Annotated in this window: 18 protein-coding genes; all 18 read right to left on the bottom strand. The window is 62.9% G+C overall.

Annotation, left to right across the window (positions count from 1 at the left end; all coding sequences use genetic code 11):
- Positions 1-73: 73 nt before the first annotated feature.
- The 18 genes from uvrC to fabD all read right to left on the bottom strand — a co-directional run bounded on the left by uvrC (position 74) and on the right by fabD (position 16,157).
- On the bottom strand, positions 74-1,963 hold the full coding sequence (gene uvrC / locus LMJ30_RS13305; RefSeq protein ID WP_229432809.1) for an excinuclease ABC subunit UvrC: 1,890 nt from the start codon (positions 1,961-1,963) through the stop codon (positions 74-76).
- Between the two features lie 4 nt (positions 1,964-1,967).
- The gene (gene acpS, locus LMJ30_RS13300; RefSeq protein WP_229432808.1) at positions 1,968-2,384 is read right to left on the bottom strand and encodes a holo-ACP synthase; all 417 of its coding nucleotides are present in this window, start codon (positions 2,382-2,384) and stop codon (positions 1,968-1,970) included.
- Entirely contained in the window at positions 2,381-3,154 is a 774-nt protein-coding gene (gene pdxJ, locus LMJ30_RS13295) for a pyridoxine 5'-phosphate synthase (RefSeq protein WP_229432807.1), read from the bottom strand. The genes acpS and pdxJ overlap by 4 nt, the downstream gene beginning before the upstream one ends.
- Positions 3,155-3,173: 19 nt before the next feature.
- Positions 3,174-3,959: a DNA repair protein RecO gene (recO, locus tag LMJ30_RS13290; protein WP_229432806.1), complete on the bottom strand. Its 786-nt coding sequence runs from the start codon at positions 3,957-3,959 to the stop codon at positions 3,174-3,176.
- 23 nt (positions 3,960-3,982) lie between these two features.
- Positions 3,983-4,885, bottom strand: coding sequence for a GTPase Era (gene era / locus LMJ30_RS13285; protein WP_229432805.1), 903 nt, complete (start codon positions 4,883-4,885; stop codon positions 3,983-3,985).
- On the bottom strand, positions 4,882-5,721 hold the full coding sequence (gene rnc / locus LMJ30_RS13280; protein ID WP_229432804.1) for a ribonuclease III: 840 nt from the start codon (positions 5,719-5,721) through the stop codon (positions 4,882-4,884). The genes era and rnc overlap by 4 nt, the downstream gene beginning before the upstream one ends.
- 25 nt (positions 5,722-5,746) lie before the next feature.
- Positions 5,747-6,175: a DUF4845 domain-containing protein gene (locus tag LMJ30_RS13275; protein WP_229432803.1), complete on the bottom strand. Its 429-nt coding sequence runs from the start codon at positions 6,173-6,175 to the stop codon at positions 5,747-5,749.
- Positions 6,159-7,073, bottom strand: coding sequence for a signal peptidase I (gene lepB / locus LMJ30_RS13270; RefSeq protein WP_229432802.1), 915 nt, complete (start codon positions 7,071-7,073; stop codon positions 6,159-6,161). Before lepB ends, LMJ30_RS13275 begins: the two co-directional genes overlap by 17 nt.
- The gene (lepA, locus tag LMJ30_RS13265) at positions 7,070-8,863 is read right to left on the bottom strand and encodes a translation elongation factor 4 (RefSeq protein WP_229432801.1); all 1,794 of its coding nucleotides are present in this window, start codon (positions 8,861-8,863) and stop codon (positions 7,070-7,072) included. Before lepA ends, lepB begins: the two co-directional genes overlap by 4 nt.
- A gap of 274 nt (positions 8,864-9,137) precedes the next feature.
- Complete coding sequence (locus tag LMJ30_RS13260; RefSeq protein WP_229432800.1) at positions 9,138-9,443, bottom strand: glutaredoxin family protein; 306 nt, start codon at positions 9,441-9,443, stop codon at positions 9,138-9,140.
- Between the two features lie 76 nt (positions 9,444-9,519).
- On the bottom strand, positions 9,520-10,959 hold the full coding sequence (locus LMJ30_RS13255) for a Do family serine endopeptidase (protein WP_229432799.1): 1,440 nt from the start codon (positions 10,957-10,959) through the stop codon (positions 9,520-9,522).
- Positions 10,960-11,055: 96 nt separating this feature from the next.
- Positions 11,056-11,391: a sigma-E factor negative regulatory protein gene (locus tag LMJ30_RS13250; protein ID WP_229432798.1), complete on the bottom strand. Its 336-nt coding sequence runs from the start codon at positions 11,389-11,391 to the stop codon at positions 11,056-11,058.
- Between the two features lie 66 nt (positions 11,392-11,457).
- Positions 11,458-12,060 carry an RNA polymerase sigma factor RpoE gene (gene rpoE, locus LMJ30_RS13245; RefSeq protein WP_169463482.1) on the bottom strand — a complete coding sequence of 201 codons (603 nt, stop codon included), beginning with the start codon at positions 12,058-12,060 and terminating at the stop codon, positions 11,458-11,460.
- A 68-nt stretch (positions 12,061-12,128) separates the two neighbouring features.
- The gene (locus tag LMJ30_RS13240) at positions 12,129-12,620 is read right to left on the bottom strand and encodes a protein YgfX (protein WP_229432797.1); all 492 of its coding nucleotides are present in this window, start codon (positions 12,618-12,620) and stop codon (positions 12,129-12,131) included.
- A 130-nt stretch (positions 12,621-12,750) separates the two neighbouring features.
- On the bottom strand, positions 12,751-13,998 hold the full coding sequence (gene fabF / locus LMJ30_RS13235; protein ID WP_229432796.1) for a beta-ketoacyl-ACP synthase II: 1,248 nt from the start codon (positions 13,996-13,998) through the stop codon (positions 12,751-12,753).
- 25 nt (positions 13,999-14,023) lie between these two features.
- Positions 14,024-14,263 (bottom strand): acyl carrier protein, encoded by a 240-nt coding sequence (acpP, locus tag LMJ30_RS13230; protein WP_020653257.1) that lies wholly within the window; start codon positions 14,261-14,263, stop codon positions 14,024-14,026.
- Positions 14,264-14,440: 177 nt separating this feature from the next.
- Positions 14,441-15,178, bottom strand: coding sequence for a 3-oxoacyl-ACP reductase FabG (fabG, locus tag LMJ30_RS13225; protein ID WP_229432795.1), 738 nt, complete (start codon positions 15,176-15,178; stop codon positions 14,441-14,443).
- Between the two features lie 34 nt (positions 15,179-15,212).
- Complete coding sequence (gene fabD / locus LMJ30_RS13220) at positions 15,213-16,157, bottom strand: ACP S-malonyltransferase (protein ID WP_229432794.1); 945 nt, start codon at positions 16,155-16,157, stop codon at positions 15,213-15,215.
- Positions 16,158-16,179 lie beyond the last annotated feature (22 nt).

Here is a 16,179-nt window from a genome sequence, read left to right as displayed (position 1 = left end):
GGTCTTGATGTTTTAACCAGTTAGCTCATGCATACGGGACGGGCGTACTTACCGGACGCCCTCGTTCCCGCCGCTAGTGCAGCTGCTTGTAGATTTGTTCAGCCAGCTGGTTCGAGATGCCTTCCACCGACATCAGGTCTTCCACACTCGCGTCGATGACGCCACGCAGGCCGCCAAAGCGCGCCAGCAGGCGTTGGCGGCGTTTGGCGCCGATACCCTCGATCTCTTCCAGACGCGACGTCTGGCGCGTTTTGGCGCGTTTGGCGCGCATGCCGGTGATGGCGAAGCGGTGCGCCTCGTCGCGGATCAGCGCCACCAGCATCAGCGCCGCCGATTCCTTGCCCAGCTCCTGCGGCGCGCGGCCGTCGGCGAAGATCAGGGTCTCAAGCCCGACCCGGCGCCCTTCCCCTTTCGCGACGCCGACGATCAGGCTGATGTCGAGCCCCAGCTCGGAGAACACCTGGCGAGCCATCTCGACCTGCCCCTTGCCACCGTCGACCAGTACGACATCGGGCATGACGCCGTCGCCGTTGGCCACTTTCTCGTAGCGGCGCTGCAGCACCTGGCGCATCGCCGCGTAGTCGTCGCCCGGCGTGATGCCGTTGATGTTATAGCGGCGGTACTCGCCATTCTGCATCGCGTGGTGATGGAACACCACGCACGATGCCTGCGTCGCTTCGCCCTGCGTGTGGCTGATGTCGAAGCATTCGACGCGCAGCGTGTCGAGGTCTTCGGCGTCGAGCGACAGCGCGTCGGCCAGCGCGCGCGTGCGCGATTGCTGCGAACCCTGCTCCGACAGCAGCCGCGCCAGCGCGATCTCCGCGCCCTTCTGCGCCAGCTCCAGCCACTGGCGGCGCTGCCCCTGCGGCTGGAAGATCAGGTTGATGCGGTGCCCGCATTGCTCGGTCAGCGCGACCATCAGGGCCGGCTGGTCGAACTCGATATTCAGGATCAGCGTCCCCGGAATGAAGCTTTCGCTGTAGTGCTGCGCCAGGAAGGCCGCCAGCACCTCGACTTCCATCGGCGACTCGGCAACCACCGCGGCATCGATCACGTGCGCAGGGAAATAGGCGCGGTCGCCCAGGTGGCGCCCGCCGCGCACCATGGCCAGGTTGACGCAGGCGCGCCCGCCCTGCACCACCACGGCGATGATGTCGACGTCGGCGTCGCCGGTGGTTTCCATGCTTTGCGCGTGCAGCACGCGCGACAGCGACTGGATCTGGTTGCGTACCGTGGCGGCCTGCTCGAACTTCAGGTCCATCGCAAAGGCTTGCATCTTCGCTTCGAGGTCGGCCAGCACTTCCGACTGCCGGCCGCGCAGGAACTTGGCGGCGTTGTCGACATCGATGCGGTAGTCCGCCACGCTGATCGCTTCCACGCACGGCCCGCTGCAGCGGCCGATCTGGTGCAGCAGGCATGGGCGGGTGCGGTTCGAATACACGCTGTCCTCGCAGGTGCGCAGCATGAACACCTTCTGCAGCACCTGCATCGATTCCTTGACTGCCCACGCGCTCGGGAAAGGCCCGAAGTACTGGCTCTTCTTGTCCACCGCCCCGCGGTAGTAGGCCATGCGCGGCACTTCCTGCCCGCTGATCTTCAGGTAGGGATACGACTTATCGTCGCGGAACAGGATGTTGTAGCGCGGCTTGAGCGTCTTGATCAGGTTATTCTCAAGGATCAGCGCTTCGGCTTCGCTGCTCGTCACCGTCGTCTCCAGGCGCGCGATACGCTCGACCATCATCGCGATGCGCGGGCTGGCGAGGTTCTTCTGGAAGTAGCTCGACACGCGCTTTTTCAGGTCGCGCGCCTTCCCGACGTACAGCACGGCGTCGTTGGCGTCGAAGTAGCGGTATACGCCCGGCAGGTTGGGCAGCTTGGCTACCGTGGCCAGCACCAGTTCGCGCGCACCGGGAACGGGCGGCGGCAGCGGGTCGGGTGTGGCGTCGGGGATTGCTTCAGTCATTCGCTTACTCGATGCTGTTAGTCGCTGCCGGCTCTTGCGTCACGATGACGAAGGCGACGCCGTAATCGGCTTCGTCGCTGATCGTCACCTGCGCACTGAGCCTGTGCTCGCGCATGAATTGTTCCAGTTTGCCGCTGCAGACAATCACCGGCTTGCCGCCGGGAGCATTGAGCATCTGCGCCGAGCGCCACGTCATCGGCATGCGCATGCCAAGGCCGATCGCTTTCGAAAACGCTTCCTTGGCTGAAAAGCGCGTGGCCAGGAAGCGCAGGCCGCGCAGTTCGTGCTTGGCGCGACGCGCGTGGAATTTGACCAGCTCCTCCGGGCCCAGGATCTTTTCGGCGAAACGGTCGCCGTTGCGCGCGAGGGCTGCCTCGATGCGCGAGATCTGGACGATGTCGGTGCCGATCCCGTAGATCATTTTGCCTGCGCCAGCGATACGCCCAGGCGCGCGGCGACCATGATCGCCTTCATCTCGCGCACGGCGTTTTCCCAGCCCGCGAACACCGAGTGGGCGACAATCGCGTGGCCGATATTGAGTTCGCCGATATCGGCGATCGCGGCGATCGCCTGCACGTTGGTGTAGTGCAGGCCGTGGCCGGCGTTGACCTTCAGGCCATGCTCGACGCCGACGCGCGCGCCGGCCTTGATGCGCTCCAGTTCAAACGCCAGCTCGGCGCCATGCGCCTCGGCATAGCGGCCCGTATGCAGTTCGATCACAGGTGCGCCCACTGCCGCCGCCGCCGCGATCTGCTGCGCGTCGGCGTCGATGAACAGGCTGACGCGGATGCCCTCGGCCTGCAGCTGTTTCACCGCCGCCTCCACTTCCTTGTAGTAGCGGATCACATCGAGGCCGCCTTCGGTGGTCACTTCCTCGCGCCGCTCGGGCACCAGGCAGACATCCTGCGGGCTGATGCTGCAGGCGAAGTCGATCATCTCCTGCGTGACCGCCGCTTCCAGGTTCATGCGCGTCATCAGCTGCGGACGGATCGCGACCACGTCGGCGTCCTTGATGTGGCGGCGGTCTTCGCGCAGGTGCAGCGTGATCACGTCCGCGCCGGCCTGCTCTGCCAGCAGCGCGGCGCGCACTGGGTCCGGGTAGACAGTGCCGCGCGCGTTGCGCAGGGTCGCCACGTGGTCGATATTGACGCCCAGGTCGATGACAGGGCCGGTAGGTTGCAGGAAGCTCATGGCGTTTTTTCTTTATTAACTATAGCTGCAGCAGGTCGATCAGGATCTGGCGGGTGTTCAGCGGCGCGCCGCCCAGCTGGTGCGCCAGCAAAAAGCGCATCAGCTGCTTGCTTTGCATTTGCGTGGCAGGATCGAGGTAATCGTCATTCTCCATATCGATCAGCGTCTTGCCGCTGACGACAGGCCAGGTGTCCGATACGCGGGCCACGCGCGGGCCGCGTTCCGGGTCGACCACGTAGTCGGCGCCTGCCTCCACCGGCCCGCGCGTGCTGGTGCAGCGGGTCAGGTCGGCGGCGACGCCAGTCTCTTTAAGTAAGGCCCGTTCGAATTTTCGCAAGACCGTCTGCGCAGGTTCGTTGTGGGCCAGCTGGTTGAGCGTGGAGACGTACTGGTCGAACAATACCGGATGCGGGTCGTCGCGCGCGAGCAGCTTGACCAGCAGTTCATTGAGGTAGAAGCCGCACAGCAGCGCGGTCTTCTCTAACGGGAGCATGCCGCCCACCCACTCGGCGTCGATCAGCGTGCGCAGTTCGGATTTTCCGCTCCACGAGGTGGACAGCGGCTGGAAGGTCTGCAGCGCGCCGCGCAGCTTGGAGTGCGGCCGCTTGGCGCCCTTGGCCACAAGGCCGATACGCCCGAAGTCGCGCGTGAACATGTCGACAATGAGGCTGGTTTCCTTGTACGGATAGCTGTGCAGAACAAAGCCTGGCTGGCCAAGGATGCGATGGTCCGCGACCCGCGCACGGCTGCGCTTGGGCGCTGGCGCAGGCGCGGTGACAATCAGGTCGGCGTCGAGGGTCGGCATGCCTGCTTGTTGGCCTCTTGCGCTTACTCGTAGCCGTAGGCGCGCAGGCCTGCTTCGTTATCCGCCCAGCCGGACCTGACCTTGACCCAGATTTCGAGGTACACAGGACCGCCGAACAGCTTTTCCATGTCGAGGCGCGCTTGCGTCGAGACTTCCTTCAGGCGCGCGCCCTTGTTACCGATGACCATCGACTTGTGGGTGTCGCGTTCCACCAGGATGGCCGCGAAGATGCGGCGCAGGTCGCCCTCCTGCTCGAATTTCTCGATCAGGACGGTGCTGGTATAAGGCAGTTCGTCGCCGACAAGGCGGAACAGCTTTTCGCGCACGATTTCGGAGGCGAGGAATTTCTCGCTGCGGTCTGTGATGTCGTCCGGGCCGAACACCGGCTGGTTTTCAGGCAGGTGGCGCTTGATTTCGTTTTGCAGCGCGTCGAGCTGGAAGCGCAGCTTGGCCGACACCGGCACGATGGCGGCGAAGTTGTACTTCGATGCGACGTCCTGCGCGAACGGCATCAGCGCGGCCTTGTCCTTGACCCGGTCAGCCTTGTTGATCACCAAAATCACCGGGACGTTCGGCGGCAGCAGTTCGATCACTTGCTGGTCGGCCGGGCCGAAGGTGCCCGCTTCGATCAGGTACAAAATGACGTCGGCCGAAATCAAGGTGTTCGTCACCGTCTTGTTCAGCGTGTTGTTCAGCGCGTTCGAGTGGCGCGTCTGGAAGCCGGGCGTGTCGACGTAGATGAACTGCGCGTCGTCCAGCGTCTGGATGCCGGTGATGCGGTGGCGCGTGGTCTGCGCCTTGCGCGAGGTGATCGACACCTTGGCGCCGACCAGCTGGTTCATCAGGGTCGATTTGCCGACGTTCGGGCGGCCGACGATGGCGATATAGCCACAACGGAAGTTGTCTGGGGTAGTTGTGGTGTTCATGCTGACTTCGTTTCTGGATGCGTTTGTTTCGGAGCCTTGCCATCGGCAGCGGCCTTGACCGGCGTGGCGGCCGGTGCTTCGCTGCTCTGGATGGTGGCGATGCCGGCCAGCTTGAGCTGGGCCGTGCGTGGTTTGGACTTGCGCGCGCCGGCCGGGGCCTTGGCCAGCGCCTGCTCGGCCGCGTCGAGCGCGAGGCGGGCCGCGGCCTGCTCGCCGGCGCGGCGGCTGCCGCCACGGCCGTAGACCTGGATGCCGAGCTTGGGCACCAGGCATTCGATTTCGAATTCCTGGCTGTGCGCAGCGCCGTGGGTGGCGACGACGTTATACGTCGGCAGCGAGATTTTTTTACTCTGCAAAAATTCCTGCAGCAGGGTCTTGGCGTCCTTGCCCAAGGTGCGCGGGTCGACCGTGTCGAGGATCGGGATGTAGAAGGCGCGGATGACGTCGCGTGCGGCGTTGAAGCCGGCGTCGAGGAAAATTGCGCCAAGCAGCGCTTCAAGGGTGTCGGCCAGGATCGACGGACGGCGGAAACCACCCGACTTCAGTTCGCCTTCGCCCAGGCGCAGGAACTGCGACAGTTCGAGCTTCTGGGCGATTTCGTAGAGCGACTGCTGCTTGACGAGGTTGGCGCGCAGGCGCGACAGATCGCCTTCGTCGAGCGCGTTGAAGCGCTCGTAGAGCACCGAGGCGACCACGCAGTTGAGGATCGAATCGCCGAGGAACTCGAGGCGCTCGTTATGCAAACTGCTATGGCTACGGTGCGTCAAGGCTTGCTGCAACAGGCCAGCATCCTGGAACGTGTAACCTAAGCGCGTCTGCAATAACTGTAAATTCATTGTCGATAATCTTGGTTGGGCAGCCTTATTCGGTGGCCGGTTTCTGGGCGACCGCCCCGTTTTTATCCGTAGTGCCGGCAAAATCAATCAGCAAACTGACATTGGCGACCAGCGGAATGCGCTTCTCGTATTCAAAGCTGATTTCGGTTTCGCCGGTTTCCTTGCTGATCACCAGGTCGCGTCCCTTTACCGCTTCGACATTATTAATGTCGGCATTCTTGTCGAACGAAATCTGCATCTCGCGCACGGTGCCGCCTGCATCCTTGGCGACCTGGATCGCCTCCTTCACAGCACTATACTCCGCATATGCCGGCACTGTTTTCAGGGCGACGATTGCCAGGAAGCCCAGAATCGCCAACACGAAGATCAGGCCGGTCAGCGAGACCCCGCGCTGGTATTTGCCAAAAACATAAGAAGCCATGTGCTTTTCCTTCAGACTAGTGTATCCCGCCAATGCGTTTCGGGTTACTGAAGTTCATCCAGACGAAGAACGCCTTGCCGACAATGTTCTTGTCAGGAACAAAACCCCAGTAACGGCTGTCGAGACTGTGGTCCCGATTATCACCCATCATAAAGTAATTGCCCTCAGGAACGGTACAGGTAAATTTTTCGTAGGAAAAATCACACGCTTCGCGTTTCGGGAAATTTTCGACGATGCCAACTTCGATGCCAGGCTTGTTGTCCGAATTGAGGATGCGGTGCGGCACGCCGGAGAGGTTTTCCACCAGTTGCTTGTGGTAGACCGGGCTTTCGTCGTCCAGGTAATCATCCAGCTGGGTGTAGGCAACCGGCTTGCCGTTGACGCTCAGGCGCTTGTTTTCATAGACGATGGTGTCGCCCGGCACGCCAATGACCCGCTTGATGTAGTCCTGGCTCATGTCGTTCGGATACTTGAACACCATCACGTCGCCGCGCTCGGGGTTGTTGACGTCGATAACCTTCTTGTTCAGCACCGGCAGCCTGATACCGTAGGTGAATTTATTCACCAGGATCAGGTCGCCGACCAGCAGGGTCGGCACCATCGAGCTCGACGGGATCTTGAATGGCTCGTAGAGGAAGGAGCGCAGGAAGAACACCAGTGCGATCACCGGGAAGAAGCTGCCCGAGTACTCGATCCAGGTCGGCTGGCGCAGCAGCGCCGTCTCGATCGCCTGGCGGCTGGTGTTGTCGACCTTGAGGCCTTCGGCGGTCAGCTTGGCGTTGCGCGCGTCGAAGGCCGACAGCGCCTTGTCGGCGGCGATGCGGCGCTGCTTGGAAAAGTAGAAGATATCGAGGAACCAGATAATGCCCGTGAGCACCATCAACACGAACAGGATCAATGCAAAATTACCCAAGATCATTTGCAGGTTCATTTATCGTCCACTTGTAAAATTGCCAGGAATGCTTCTTGCGGGATCTCTACCGAGCCCACTTGCTTCATGCGCTTCTTACCGGCCTTCTGCTTCTCGAGCAGTTTCTTCTTACGGCTGATATCGCCGCCGTAGCACTTGGCCAGCACGTTCTTGCGCAGCGCCTTGACGTTCTCGCGCGAGATCACGTTGACGCCGATGGCGGCCTGGATGGCCACGTCGAACATCTGGCGCGGGATCAGTTCGCGCATCTTGGCGGCTACCTGGCGGCCGCGGTAAGGCGCGTTGGCGCGGTGGACGATAATCGCCAGCGCGTCGACCTTCTCGCCGTTGATCAGCATGTCGACCTTCACCACGTCCGACGCGCGGTTTTCCTTGAACTCATAGTCCATCGAGGCATAGCCGCGCGAGGTCGACTTCAGCTTGTCGAAGAAGTCCAGCACGATCTCGGCCATCGGCATTTCATAGACCAGCTTGACCTGGCGGCCGTGGTAGCTCATGTCCATCTGCACGCCGCGCTTGCCGATGCACAGGGTGATCACCGAGCCCACGTATTCTTGCGGCATGTACAGGTTGACGGTCACGATAGGCTCGCGTACTTCCATGATGCGGGTCGGTTCCGGCATCTTGGACGGGTTGTCGACCTTGATCACGCTGCCGTCGCGCATCACCACTTCGTACACCACGGTCGGCGCCGTGGTGATCAGGTCCATGTCGAATTCGCGCTCCAGGCGCTCCTGCACGATTTCCATGTGCAGCAGGCCCAGGAAGCCGCAGCGGAAGCCGAAGCCCAGCGCCTGCGATACTTCCGGCTCGTACATCAGGGCGGCGTCGTTCAGCTTCAGCTTTTCCAGCGAGTCGCGCAGCGCGTCGTACTGGTTCGCTTCCACCGGGAACAGGCCGGCGAATACCTGCGGCTGGACTTCCTTGAAGCCTGGCAGCGGTTCCGGCGCCGGACGCGACACGTGGGTGACGGTATCGCCCACTTTTGCCGCCTTCAGTTCCTTGATGCCGGCGATCACGAAGCCTACCTGCCCTGCCGAGATCTCCGGCAGCGACACCGAGCGCGGGGAAAATACGCCGACGCTCTCGACCAGCTGGGGCGAACCGGTCGCCATCAGCAGGATTTTTTCTTTCGGTTTCAAGGTGCCGTTCATCACGCGCACCAGCATCACCACGCCGACGTAGTTGTCGAACCACGAGTCGACGATCAGCGCCTGCAGCGGCGCGGTCGGGTCGCCCTTCGGCGGCGGCACCTTGGCGATCAGCGCTTCCAGCACGTCTTCCACGCCGAGGCCGCTCTTGGCCGAGCACTTGACGGCGTCCGCCGCCTCGATGCCGATCACGTCTTCGATCTCGGCAATCGCGTTGGCCGGATCGGCGTGCGGCAGGTCAATCTTGTTCAGCACCGGCACCACTTCCACGCCCAGGTCGAGCGCGGTGTAGCAGTTGGCCACGGTCTGGGCTTCCACGCCCTGGGAGGCGTCGACCACCAGCAGCGCGCCTTCGCAGGCCGACAGCGAGCGCGACACTTCATAGCTGAAGTCGACGTGGCCCGGGGTGTCGATCAGGTTCAGGTTGTACACCACGCCATCGCGCGCCTTGTAGTGCAGCGCCGCCGTCTGGGCCTTGATGGTAATGCCGCGCTCGCGCTCCAGGTCCATCGAATCGAGCACCTGCGCTTCCATGTCGCGGTCGGACAGGCCGCCGCAGATCTGGATGATGCGGTCGGCGAGGGTCGACTTGCCGTGGTCGATGTGGGCGATGATGGAGAAGTTACGTATGTTGTTCATTAACAAAACTCAAAACCAGTAGGAAGGACGGGGGGCCGAAGCCGGGGCGCTTTGCATGCGCTGCGCCATACAAAAAAAGCGCTCCGAGGGGGGCAATGGCAATCCCCAGGCGAGCGCCTTATCGATCGGGTGGCTGGCGTGTTGGGCCAGCAGCTTATCCGACCACCCGCATTTTACCGGATTTCGGGGTAGAAAGCCCGGTTAATAGAGGGAAGCACCGGGCCAGCAGGCGGATTAAGGGCGAATTTTTACATTAATGCAACAACCGGAACCGTCATTGCATATCTGTAGGGCGGAAGAGCGAAGCGTCATCCGCCGGGTTGCCCTTGGCCTGCACCGAGGCGACATATGCCCTCACCGCATCCGCATCAAGGAAATAGTGGCACAGCTCGGGCTGCGACAAGTCGCCATACAGCACCGGCACCAGCTCATCAAAGCGCGCCACCAGCGCCTCATCCGCATCGACGTCGACCACGTCGACCTCGAACCGGGTCGCCTCGTCCTGCATGGCATTGAGCGCATCGAGCATGTCATCGCACAAATGGCAGTAAGTGCGCGAGTAAAGGGTAAATTTAATCATGGATGAAAGACAGGCGGCAGCGCCTGCGGGCCACCGATCAGGTGGCCCCGCCCGCGCTGCCGGGTTGGACTGGCGCTTACTGGCGCGGCTTGATCACTTCGTAGCGCGTCGTGTTTTCACGCCGCACCAGCAGGGCGACGCTCTTTTTCGGATCGAGCCTGGCGATGATGGCATTGAACTGGCGGGCATCCTTGACGTCCACGTTGTTCACCTGGAGGATCAGGTCGCCCGCACGCAGGCCCGCCGCAGCGGCGGCGCCGGTACTGGCGTCGACCTTCACCCCGCCTTCCACGCGCAAGGTCTTGCGCTGGGCCTCGGTCAGGTCGGATACGGCAAGGCCAAGGGCGTTCGGCAACGCATCGCCGCGCGGGCTCTTCTGCGCCGGCGTGCCCGGACGGTCTTCTTCCAGCTCCGCGATATTGACCACGATGTCCTGCTGCTGTCCCTTGCGCCAGACCGTCACGACGGCGCGGCTGCCGATCGCGCTGGCGCCCACCAGCCGCGGCAGGTCCGCGCTGCGCTCGATCGGCTGGCCGTTGTAGCGCAGGATGATGTCGCCCACCTTGATGCCGGCCTTGTCAGCAGGACCGCCCGGCTCGACCAGGGACACCTCGACGCCACGGGCCTTGCCCAGGCCCAGCGATTCAGCGACCTCCTTGCTGACTTCGCCGATCTGCACGCCCATCCGGCCGCGCGTGACCTTGCCGGTTTTCCTGAGCTGGTCGGCAACGCGCATCGCTTCGTCGATCGGCACGGCGAACGAGATGCCGTTATAGCCGCCCGACAGCGTGGCGATCTGCGAGTTGATGCCGATGACTTCGCCGCGCATGTTGATCAGCGGGCCGCCCGAATTGCCGGGGTTGACGGCGACGTCGCTCTGGATCAGCGGCAGGTAGTCGCCGGTGTCGCGCGCCTTGGCCGAGATGATGCCGGCGGTAACCGAGTTTTCCAGGTTGAACGGCGAGCCGATCGCGATCACCCACTCGCCCACGCGCAGCTTGCTGGAGTCGCCCACCACCAGGCTCGGCAGGCGGGTGGCGTCGACCTTCAGCACCGCCACGTCGGAGCGCTTGTCGGCGCCAAGGACCTTGGCGCTGAATTCGCGCCGGTCGGTCAGGGTCACCAGCACTTCGTCGGCGCCTTCGACCACGTGGGCGTTGGTCAGCACCAGGCCGTCGTTGGAAATGATGAAGCCGGAGCCGACGCCGCGCTGGACTTCTTCCTGCCCCGGTGCGCCGCGCCCGCGCGGCACGCCGGGTACGCCGAAGAAGCGGCGCAGGAATTCCTGCATCTCTTCGTCCGGGCCACCCTGCCCCGCCTTGACCTTTTCGGTGGTGCGGATATTGACGACCGCCGGGCCGACCCTGTCGATCAGGTTGGTAAAGTCAGGCAGGCCGGTTACCAGCGGCGCGTTGGCTTGCCCAGCCAGCACGGCGGGAGGCGTGAAGAACAGTCCCGCGCCTGCAATCAGCGCGGCGGACAACAGCTTGCTACCAGCGGAAAATGTAGTGGTCATGGAAAGGAAATGGTCAGGGCCGATATTGTCGCCATGTTAAGCCAAATCCGGCGGCTTGTCGCGGCGGCGACTGGCGGCGTGGCCGCGGCCCTGAACTTACGACGCGTTGACGATCGCCGGCTTGGCCGGCTGCTCCGCGGTCGATCCATCCGCCGCACGCGCAGGGCTTGCCGCCCCGGCTGCAACGGGCGCCGCGCGCCGGGTGTGCGCCGGCTCGGCCGCCAGCTTCTCGGCCAGCCGTTCCGCGAACCCGGCCGACAGCGCCGGCGTCGCTTGCGCGCGCAGTTCGTCGCCGATGCGGAAATAGGTGTTCCAGGCGTGCTGGCCGTCCGCCCCCTGGAGCGCCGCGAACGCCAGCTCGAGGTCGGCGGCTGGAAGCTCCCCGTCAGACAGGGCCGAGATGTGCTCGCGGATTTTTTTGTGGGTATCCATCAGTAGTTCCATCACAGTAGGTGTGTGATCCATGTTCCATACCGAGTATTACGATCATCGCTACACCTAGTGTCGCTTGTCAACCGGAAAATCGAGTAGAGGCCTCAACTTTTCCGCGATGACCTCGCGCGCCCGGAAGATCCGGCTTCGCACCGTGCCGATCGGACATGCCATGACTTCGGATATTTCTTCGTAGCTCAAACCCTCAATTTCGCGAAGGATGATCGCGGTCCGCAGTTCCAGCGGCAGCGCTTCCATCGCGGCATTGACCGTGTGGGCGATCTGCTTGCTGGCCAACAAGGACTCAGGAGTATTGATGTCCCGCAAGCTGTCCGCATCGTCAAACGCTTCGGCGCGCTCCGCGTCTGCCTCCGTGGAGGTAGGGGCTCGCCTGCCCTGTGTGACGAGAAAATTCTTTGCCGTGTTAATTCCGATCCGGTACAGCCAGGTATAAAATGCGGAATCACCGCGGAAGTGCCGCAAGGCACGGTAGGCCTTGATAAAAGTTTCCTGTACTACGTCCTCAGCCTCCGCAGGGTCATGAACAAGGCGCGACACCAACCGCATCAGCCTGCGCTGATACTTACCGACCAGTAGGTCAAACGCCTGCCGGTCACCAGCCTGGACGCGCTCAACCAGCAGTTGATCACCCTCGCGTTCTGTCGTCACTGACCATGTCCTCTTGGCTGCGGCATGGGCGCGTCCCTATGCATAAGAGTTGGCCCGTTGCAATAAGTTCAAAGTATTTTATGGGGTCCGAAAAAAACCTGGTCCGGCGCTTCCTGCCCGCCAATTGCACGTATCGCCACCGCGATTGCGCGGAACTCCTCCGCGCTGACGCTGTCTGCAAGTATCGCCACTACCGCTACCGTTCCATCCTCGCCGCGCACCAGCAGCATCAATAAGCCAGGCCATACAGCAGAGCCCGGCAGTAGCTTGCACGGCATGTTTTGCATGCCCGCCCTCGACAGTTTCTGTTGTACCGTTACACGCATCTCCCCGACTCCAGATATATCAATCCGGCGCTTGTTTCCCACTGTGGCGAGCCCGGCCATGGCGCCCACCGCCGCCACCAGGCAAGCGGCGGCCATGAGCCACGGGACGCGAAAGGCGCCGGGCGCGGCCGACAGCATGGCCACGGCCACGGCAAGGTTGGCCGCGGCATACGTGGCGAGCGCCCCGCGCAACAAGCGCGACGGCTTGACGACGGCGGTAATCGCGATGGACATGGTGTTTGGTGGTCGTGCGCGCGCCGGACCTGCAAAGTGCCGGGCGAAAAGAAAAACGCCGGCAAGATGCCGGCGCTTACTATTGCGCCAACCCGTATGACACGGATCAGCGCATTAGGTTCAGTCTAAATCAGATCTTGCCGAGGACCAGGGTGCCGTTGGTACCACCGAAGCCAAACGAGTTCTTCACCGCGATGTCGATCTTCATTTCACGCGCCGTGTTGGCGCAGAAGTCCAGGTCGCAAGCCGGGTCCTGGTTGAAGATGTTGATCGTCGGTGGCGACACCTGGTGGTGCACCGCCAGCGCCGTGAACACCGCTTCGAGGCCGCCGGCGCCGCCCAGCAAGTGGCCGGTCATCGACTTGGTCGAATTGACTACCAGCTTCTTCGCGTGGTCGCCAAAGGTCTTCTTGATACCCTGCACTTCGGCCACGTCGCCCAGCGGCGTCGAGGTGCCGTGCGCGTTGACGTAGTTGACCTGGTCGAGGTTGATTTCCGCATTCTTCAGTGCCGAGACCATGCAACGGCTGGCGCCGCTACCGTCTTCAACAGGCGAAGTCATGTGGTAAGCATCCGCGCTCATGCCAAAGCCCAGCAGCTCCGCATAAATGCGGGCGCCGCGCGCCTTGGCGTGCTCGTACTCTTCCAGCACCATCACGCCGGCGCCTTCGCCCAGCACGAAACCATCGCGGTCGCGGTCCCATGGACGCGATGCGGTCGACGGATCGTCGTTGCGCGACGACAGTGCGCGGGCCGAGGCGAAACCGCCCAGGCCGAGCGGCGAAATGGTGGCTTCGGCGCCGCCGGCGATCATCACGTCGGCATCGCCGTATTCGATCAGGCGGCCGGCCGCGCCGATGCTGTGCAGGCCGGTGGTGCAGGCCGTTACGATCGACAGGTTCGGGCCGCGCAGGCCGTACTTGATCGACAGGTTGCCAGAGATCATGTTGATGATCGAGGCAGGCACGAAGAACGGCGAAATGCGGCGCGGGCCGCGCTTGTCGTAGTCTTCCTTGGTCTCTTCGATCAGCGGCAAGCCGCCGATGCCCGAGCCGACAATGACGCCGATGCGGTCGGCATTTTCTTCGGTGACCACCAGGCCAGAGTCTTGCAGCGCCTGCATGCCGGCAGCCATGCCGTAATGGATAAACGTATCCATATGGCGGGCTTCCTTGCCGGGCATGTACTCCTCGACATTGAAGCCCTTGACTTCGCCAGCGAAGTGAGTCGAGAACGACGACGCGTCAAACTTGGTGATATTGGCGATGCCCGACTTGCCCGCCAGGGCAGCGCTCCACGCATCGGCAATGGTGTTGCCGATAGGTGAAACGCAGCCCAGGCCGGTAATAACGACACGACGGTTTCGTGAACGGCTCAAGCGATTCTCCCAAAAACTGTAAAGCTTAGGCCTTGACGTGCGCCGTAGCGTAGTCGATTGCTTGCTTCACGGTCGTGATCTTTTCTGCCTGCTCGTCAGGGATTTCCATTTCGAATTCATCTTCCAGCGCCATCACCAGCTCTACGGTGTCGAGCGAATCAGCACCGAGGTCATCGACGAACGACGATTCGATCTTGATGTCCGCTTCGGCAACACCCAGTTGCTCAGCGACGATTTTTTTAACGCGTTGTTCGATATCCGACATGTTTTGGCTCCATTGTGTGTGTTTCGGAAAGTGCGCGCATTTTAGCAGGTTTGCGCGCTTAAAAACTAATTTCGGCGTATGACGCGAATTCAACCGAAAGTGCTGCTAAATGATGAGATCTCGCCGCCATCCGTGCACGGGTTGCCCCATGGAAACCGGATCGCGACGGGCTTTCCATCAATTCATGTACATGCCGCCGTTCACGTGCAGCTCGGTGCCGGTGATGTAAGCGGCTTGCGGCCCGGCCAGGAAGGCAACGGCGTGGGCGATATCTTCCGGTGCGCCGAGGCGCGCCAGCGGGATCTGGGTCAGCAGCGAGGCGTGCTGCTCTTCCGACAGCGACTTGGTCATGTCGGTATCGATGAAGCCCGGAGCCACGCAGTTGACGGTGATGTTGCGGCTGCCGATCTCGCGCGCCAGCGCGCGGGTCATGCCGGCCACGCCGGCCTTGGCCGCCGCATAGTTCATCTGGCCCGGGTTGCCCGACGCACCCACCACCGACGTGATGTTGATGATGCGGCCCTGCTTGGCCTTCATCATGCCGCGCAGAACCAGGCGCGACATGCGGCCCACCGCGGTCAGGTTGGTTGCGATGACGCTGTCCCACTCCTCGTCCTTCATGCGCATGGCCAGCTGGTCTTGCGTGATGCCGGCGTTGTTGACCAGGATCGACAGGCTGCCGAACGACTTTTGCACGTCCTCGACCACGGCGCTGCACGCCGCGGCGTCGGTCACGTTCAGTACCGCGCCCTTGCCGCCGAATTCGGCGAGGTAGTCGGAAATTGCCGCGGCGCCGGATTCGGAAGTGGCGGTGCCGACGACCTTGGCGCCCTGGCGGGCCAGTTCGAGCGCGATGGCCTTGCCGATGCCGCGCGATGCGCCGGTAACGAGGGCGACTTGGTTCTGCAGGTTCATTGTTGTCCTTTTATTCGGTGGTTCTGTAGGCAGCTTAGGCGCTCATCGATGCAAGCACGCGCTCGAGGGCGGCCTGGTCAACCAGCGCATCGCCGGCCAGGTTGGCGTCGATACGCTTGGCCATGCCGACCAGCACTTTGCTTGGCGCGCATTCGATCACCTGGGTGACGCCGCAGGCTGCCATCTTTTGCATCGTCTCGACCCAGCGCACCGGGCTGGCGGCCTGGCGCACCAGCGCATCCTTGATGCGCGCAGGATCGGTTTCGATGGCCACGTCGACGTTATTGACCAGGTCGATCTGCGGCGCGTTGAAGGTAATGTTTTCCATGTAGTCGCGCAGGCGGTCCGAAGCCGGCTTGAGCAGCGACGAGTGGAACGGCGCCGACACCGCGAGCTTCATGGCGCGCTTGGCGCCGGCGGCCTTGGCCAGCTCGCAGGCGCGCTCGACGGCAGCGTTGTGGCCGGCGATGACGATCTGGGTCGGCTCGTTGAAGTTGACCGGCTCGACCACCAGCGACGGATCGGCCGCGGCAGCTTCAGCGCACACGGCGCGCACGCCGTCGGCCGTCAGGCCGAGGATGACGGCCATGCCGCCCTGCCCGACCGGCACTGCCTCTTGCATGGCCTGGGCGCGGAAGCGCACCAGCGGCACCGCATCCTTGAAGGCGATCACGCCGGCCGCGACCAGCGCCGAGTATTCGCCAAGGCTGTGCCCGGCAACAAGCGACGGCTTGGCGCCGCCGGCGGCGATCCACGCGCGGTAGACGGCGACCGCGGCCGTCAGCATCACCGGCTGGGTGTTGGTGGTCAGGTCGAGGTCTTCCTTGGGGCCTTCGGCGATCAGCTTGCCCAGGTCGAAACCGAGCGCTTCCGATGCTTCGGCAACGGTCTGGTCAACGATGGCATTGCCGGCGAAACCGCCCAGCATGCCGACGGCCTGCGAACCCTGGCCGGTGAATACGAATGCAAATTTACTCATGAACTGGTGTTCTCCGTTCTTG

It is taken from the genome of Massilia agrisoli, from assembly GCF_020831365.1.
Classification (GTDB): domain Bacteria; phylum Pseudomonadota; class Gammaproteobacteria; order Burkholderiales; family Burkholderiaceae_D; genus Telluria_A; species Telluria_A agrisoli.
This window is presented reverse-complemented; position numbering and strand designations above follow the sequence as displayed.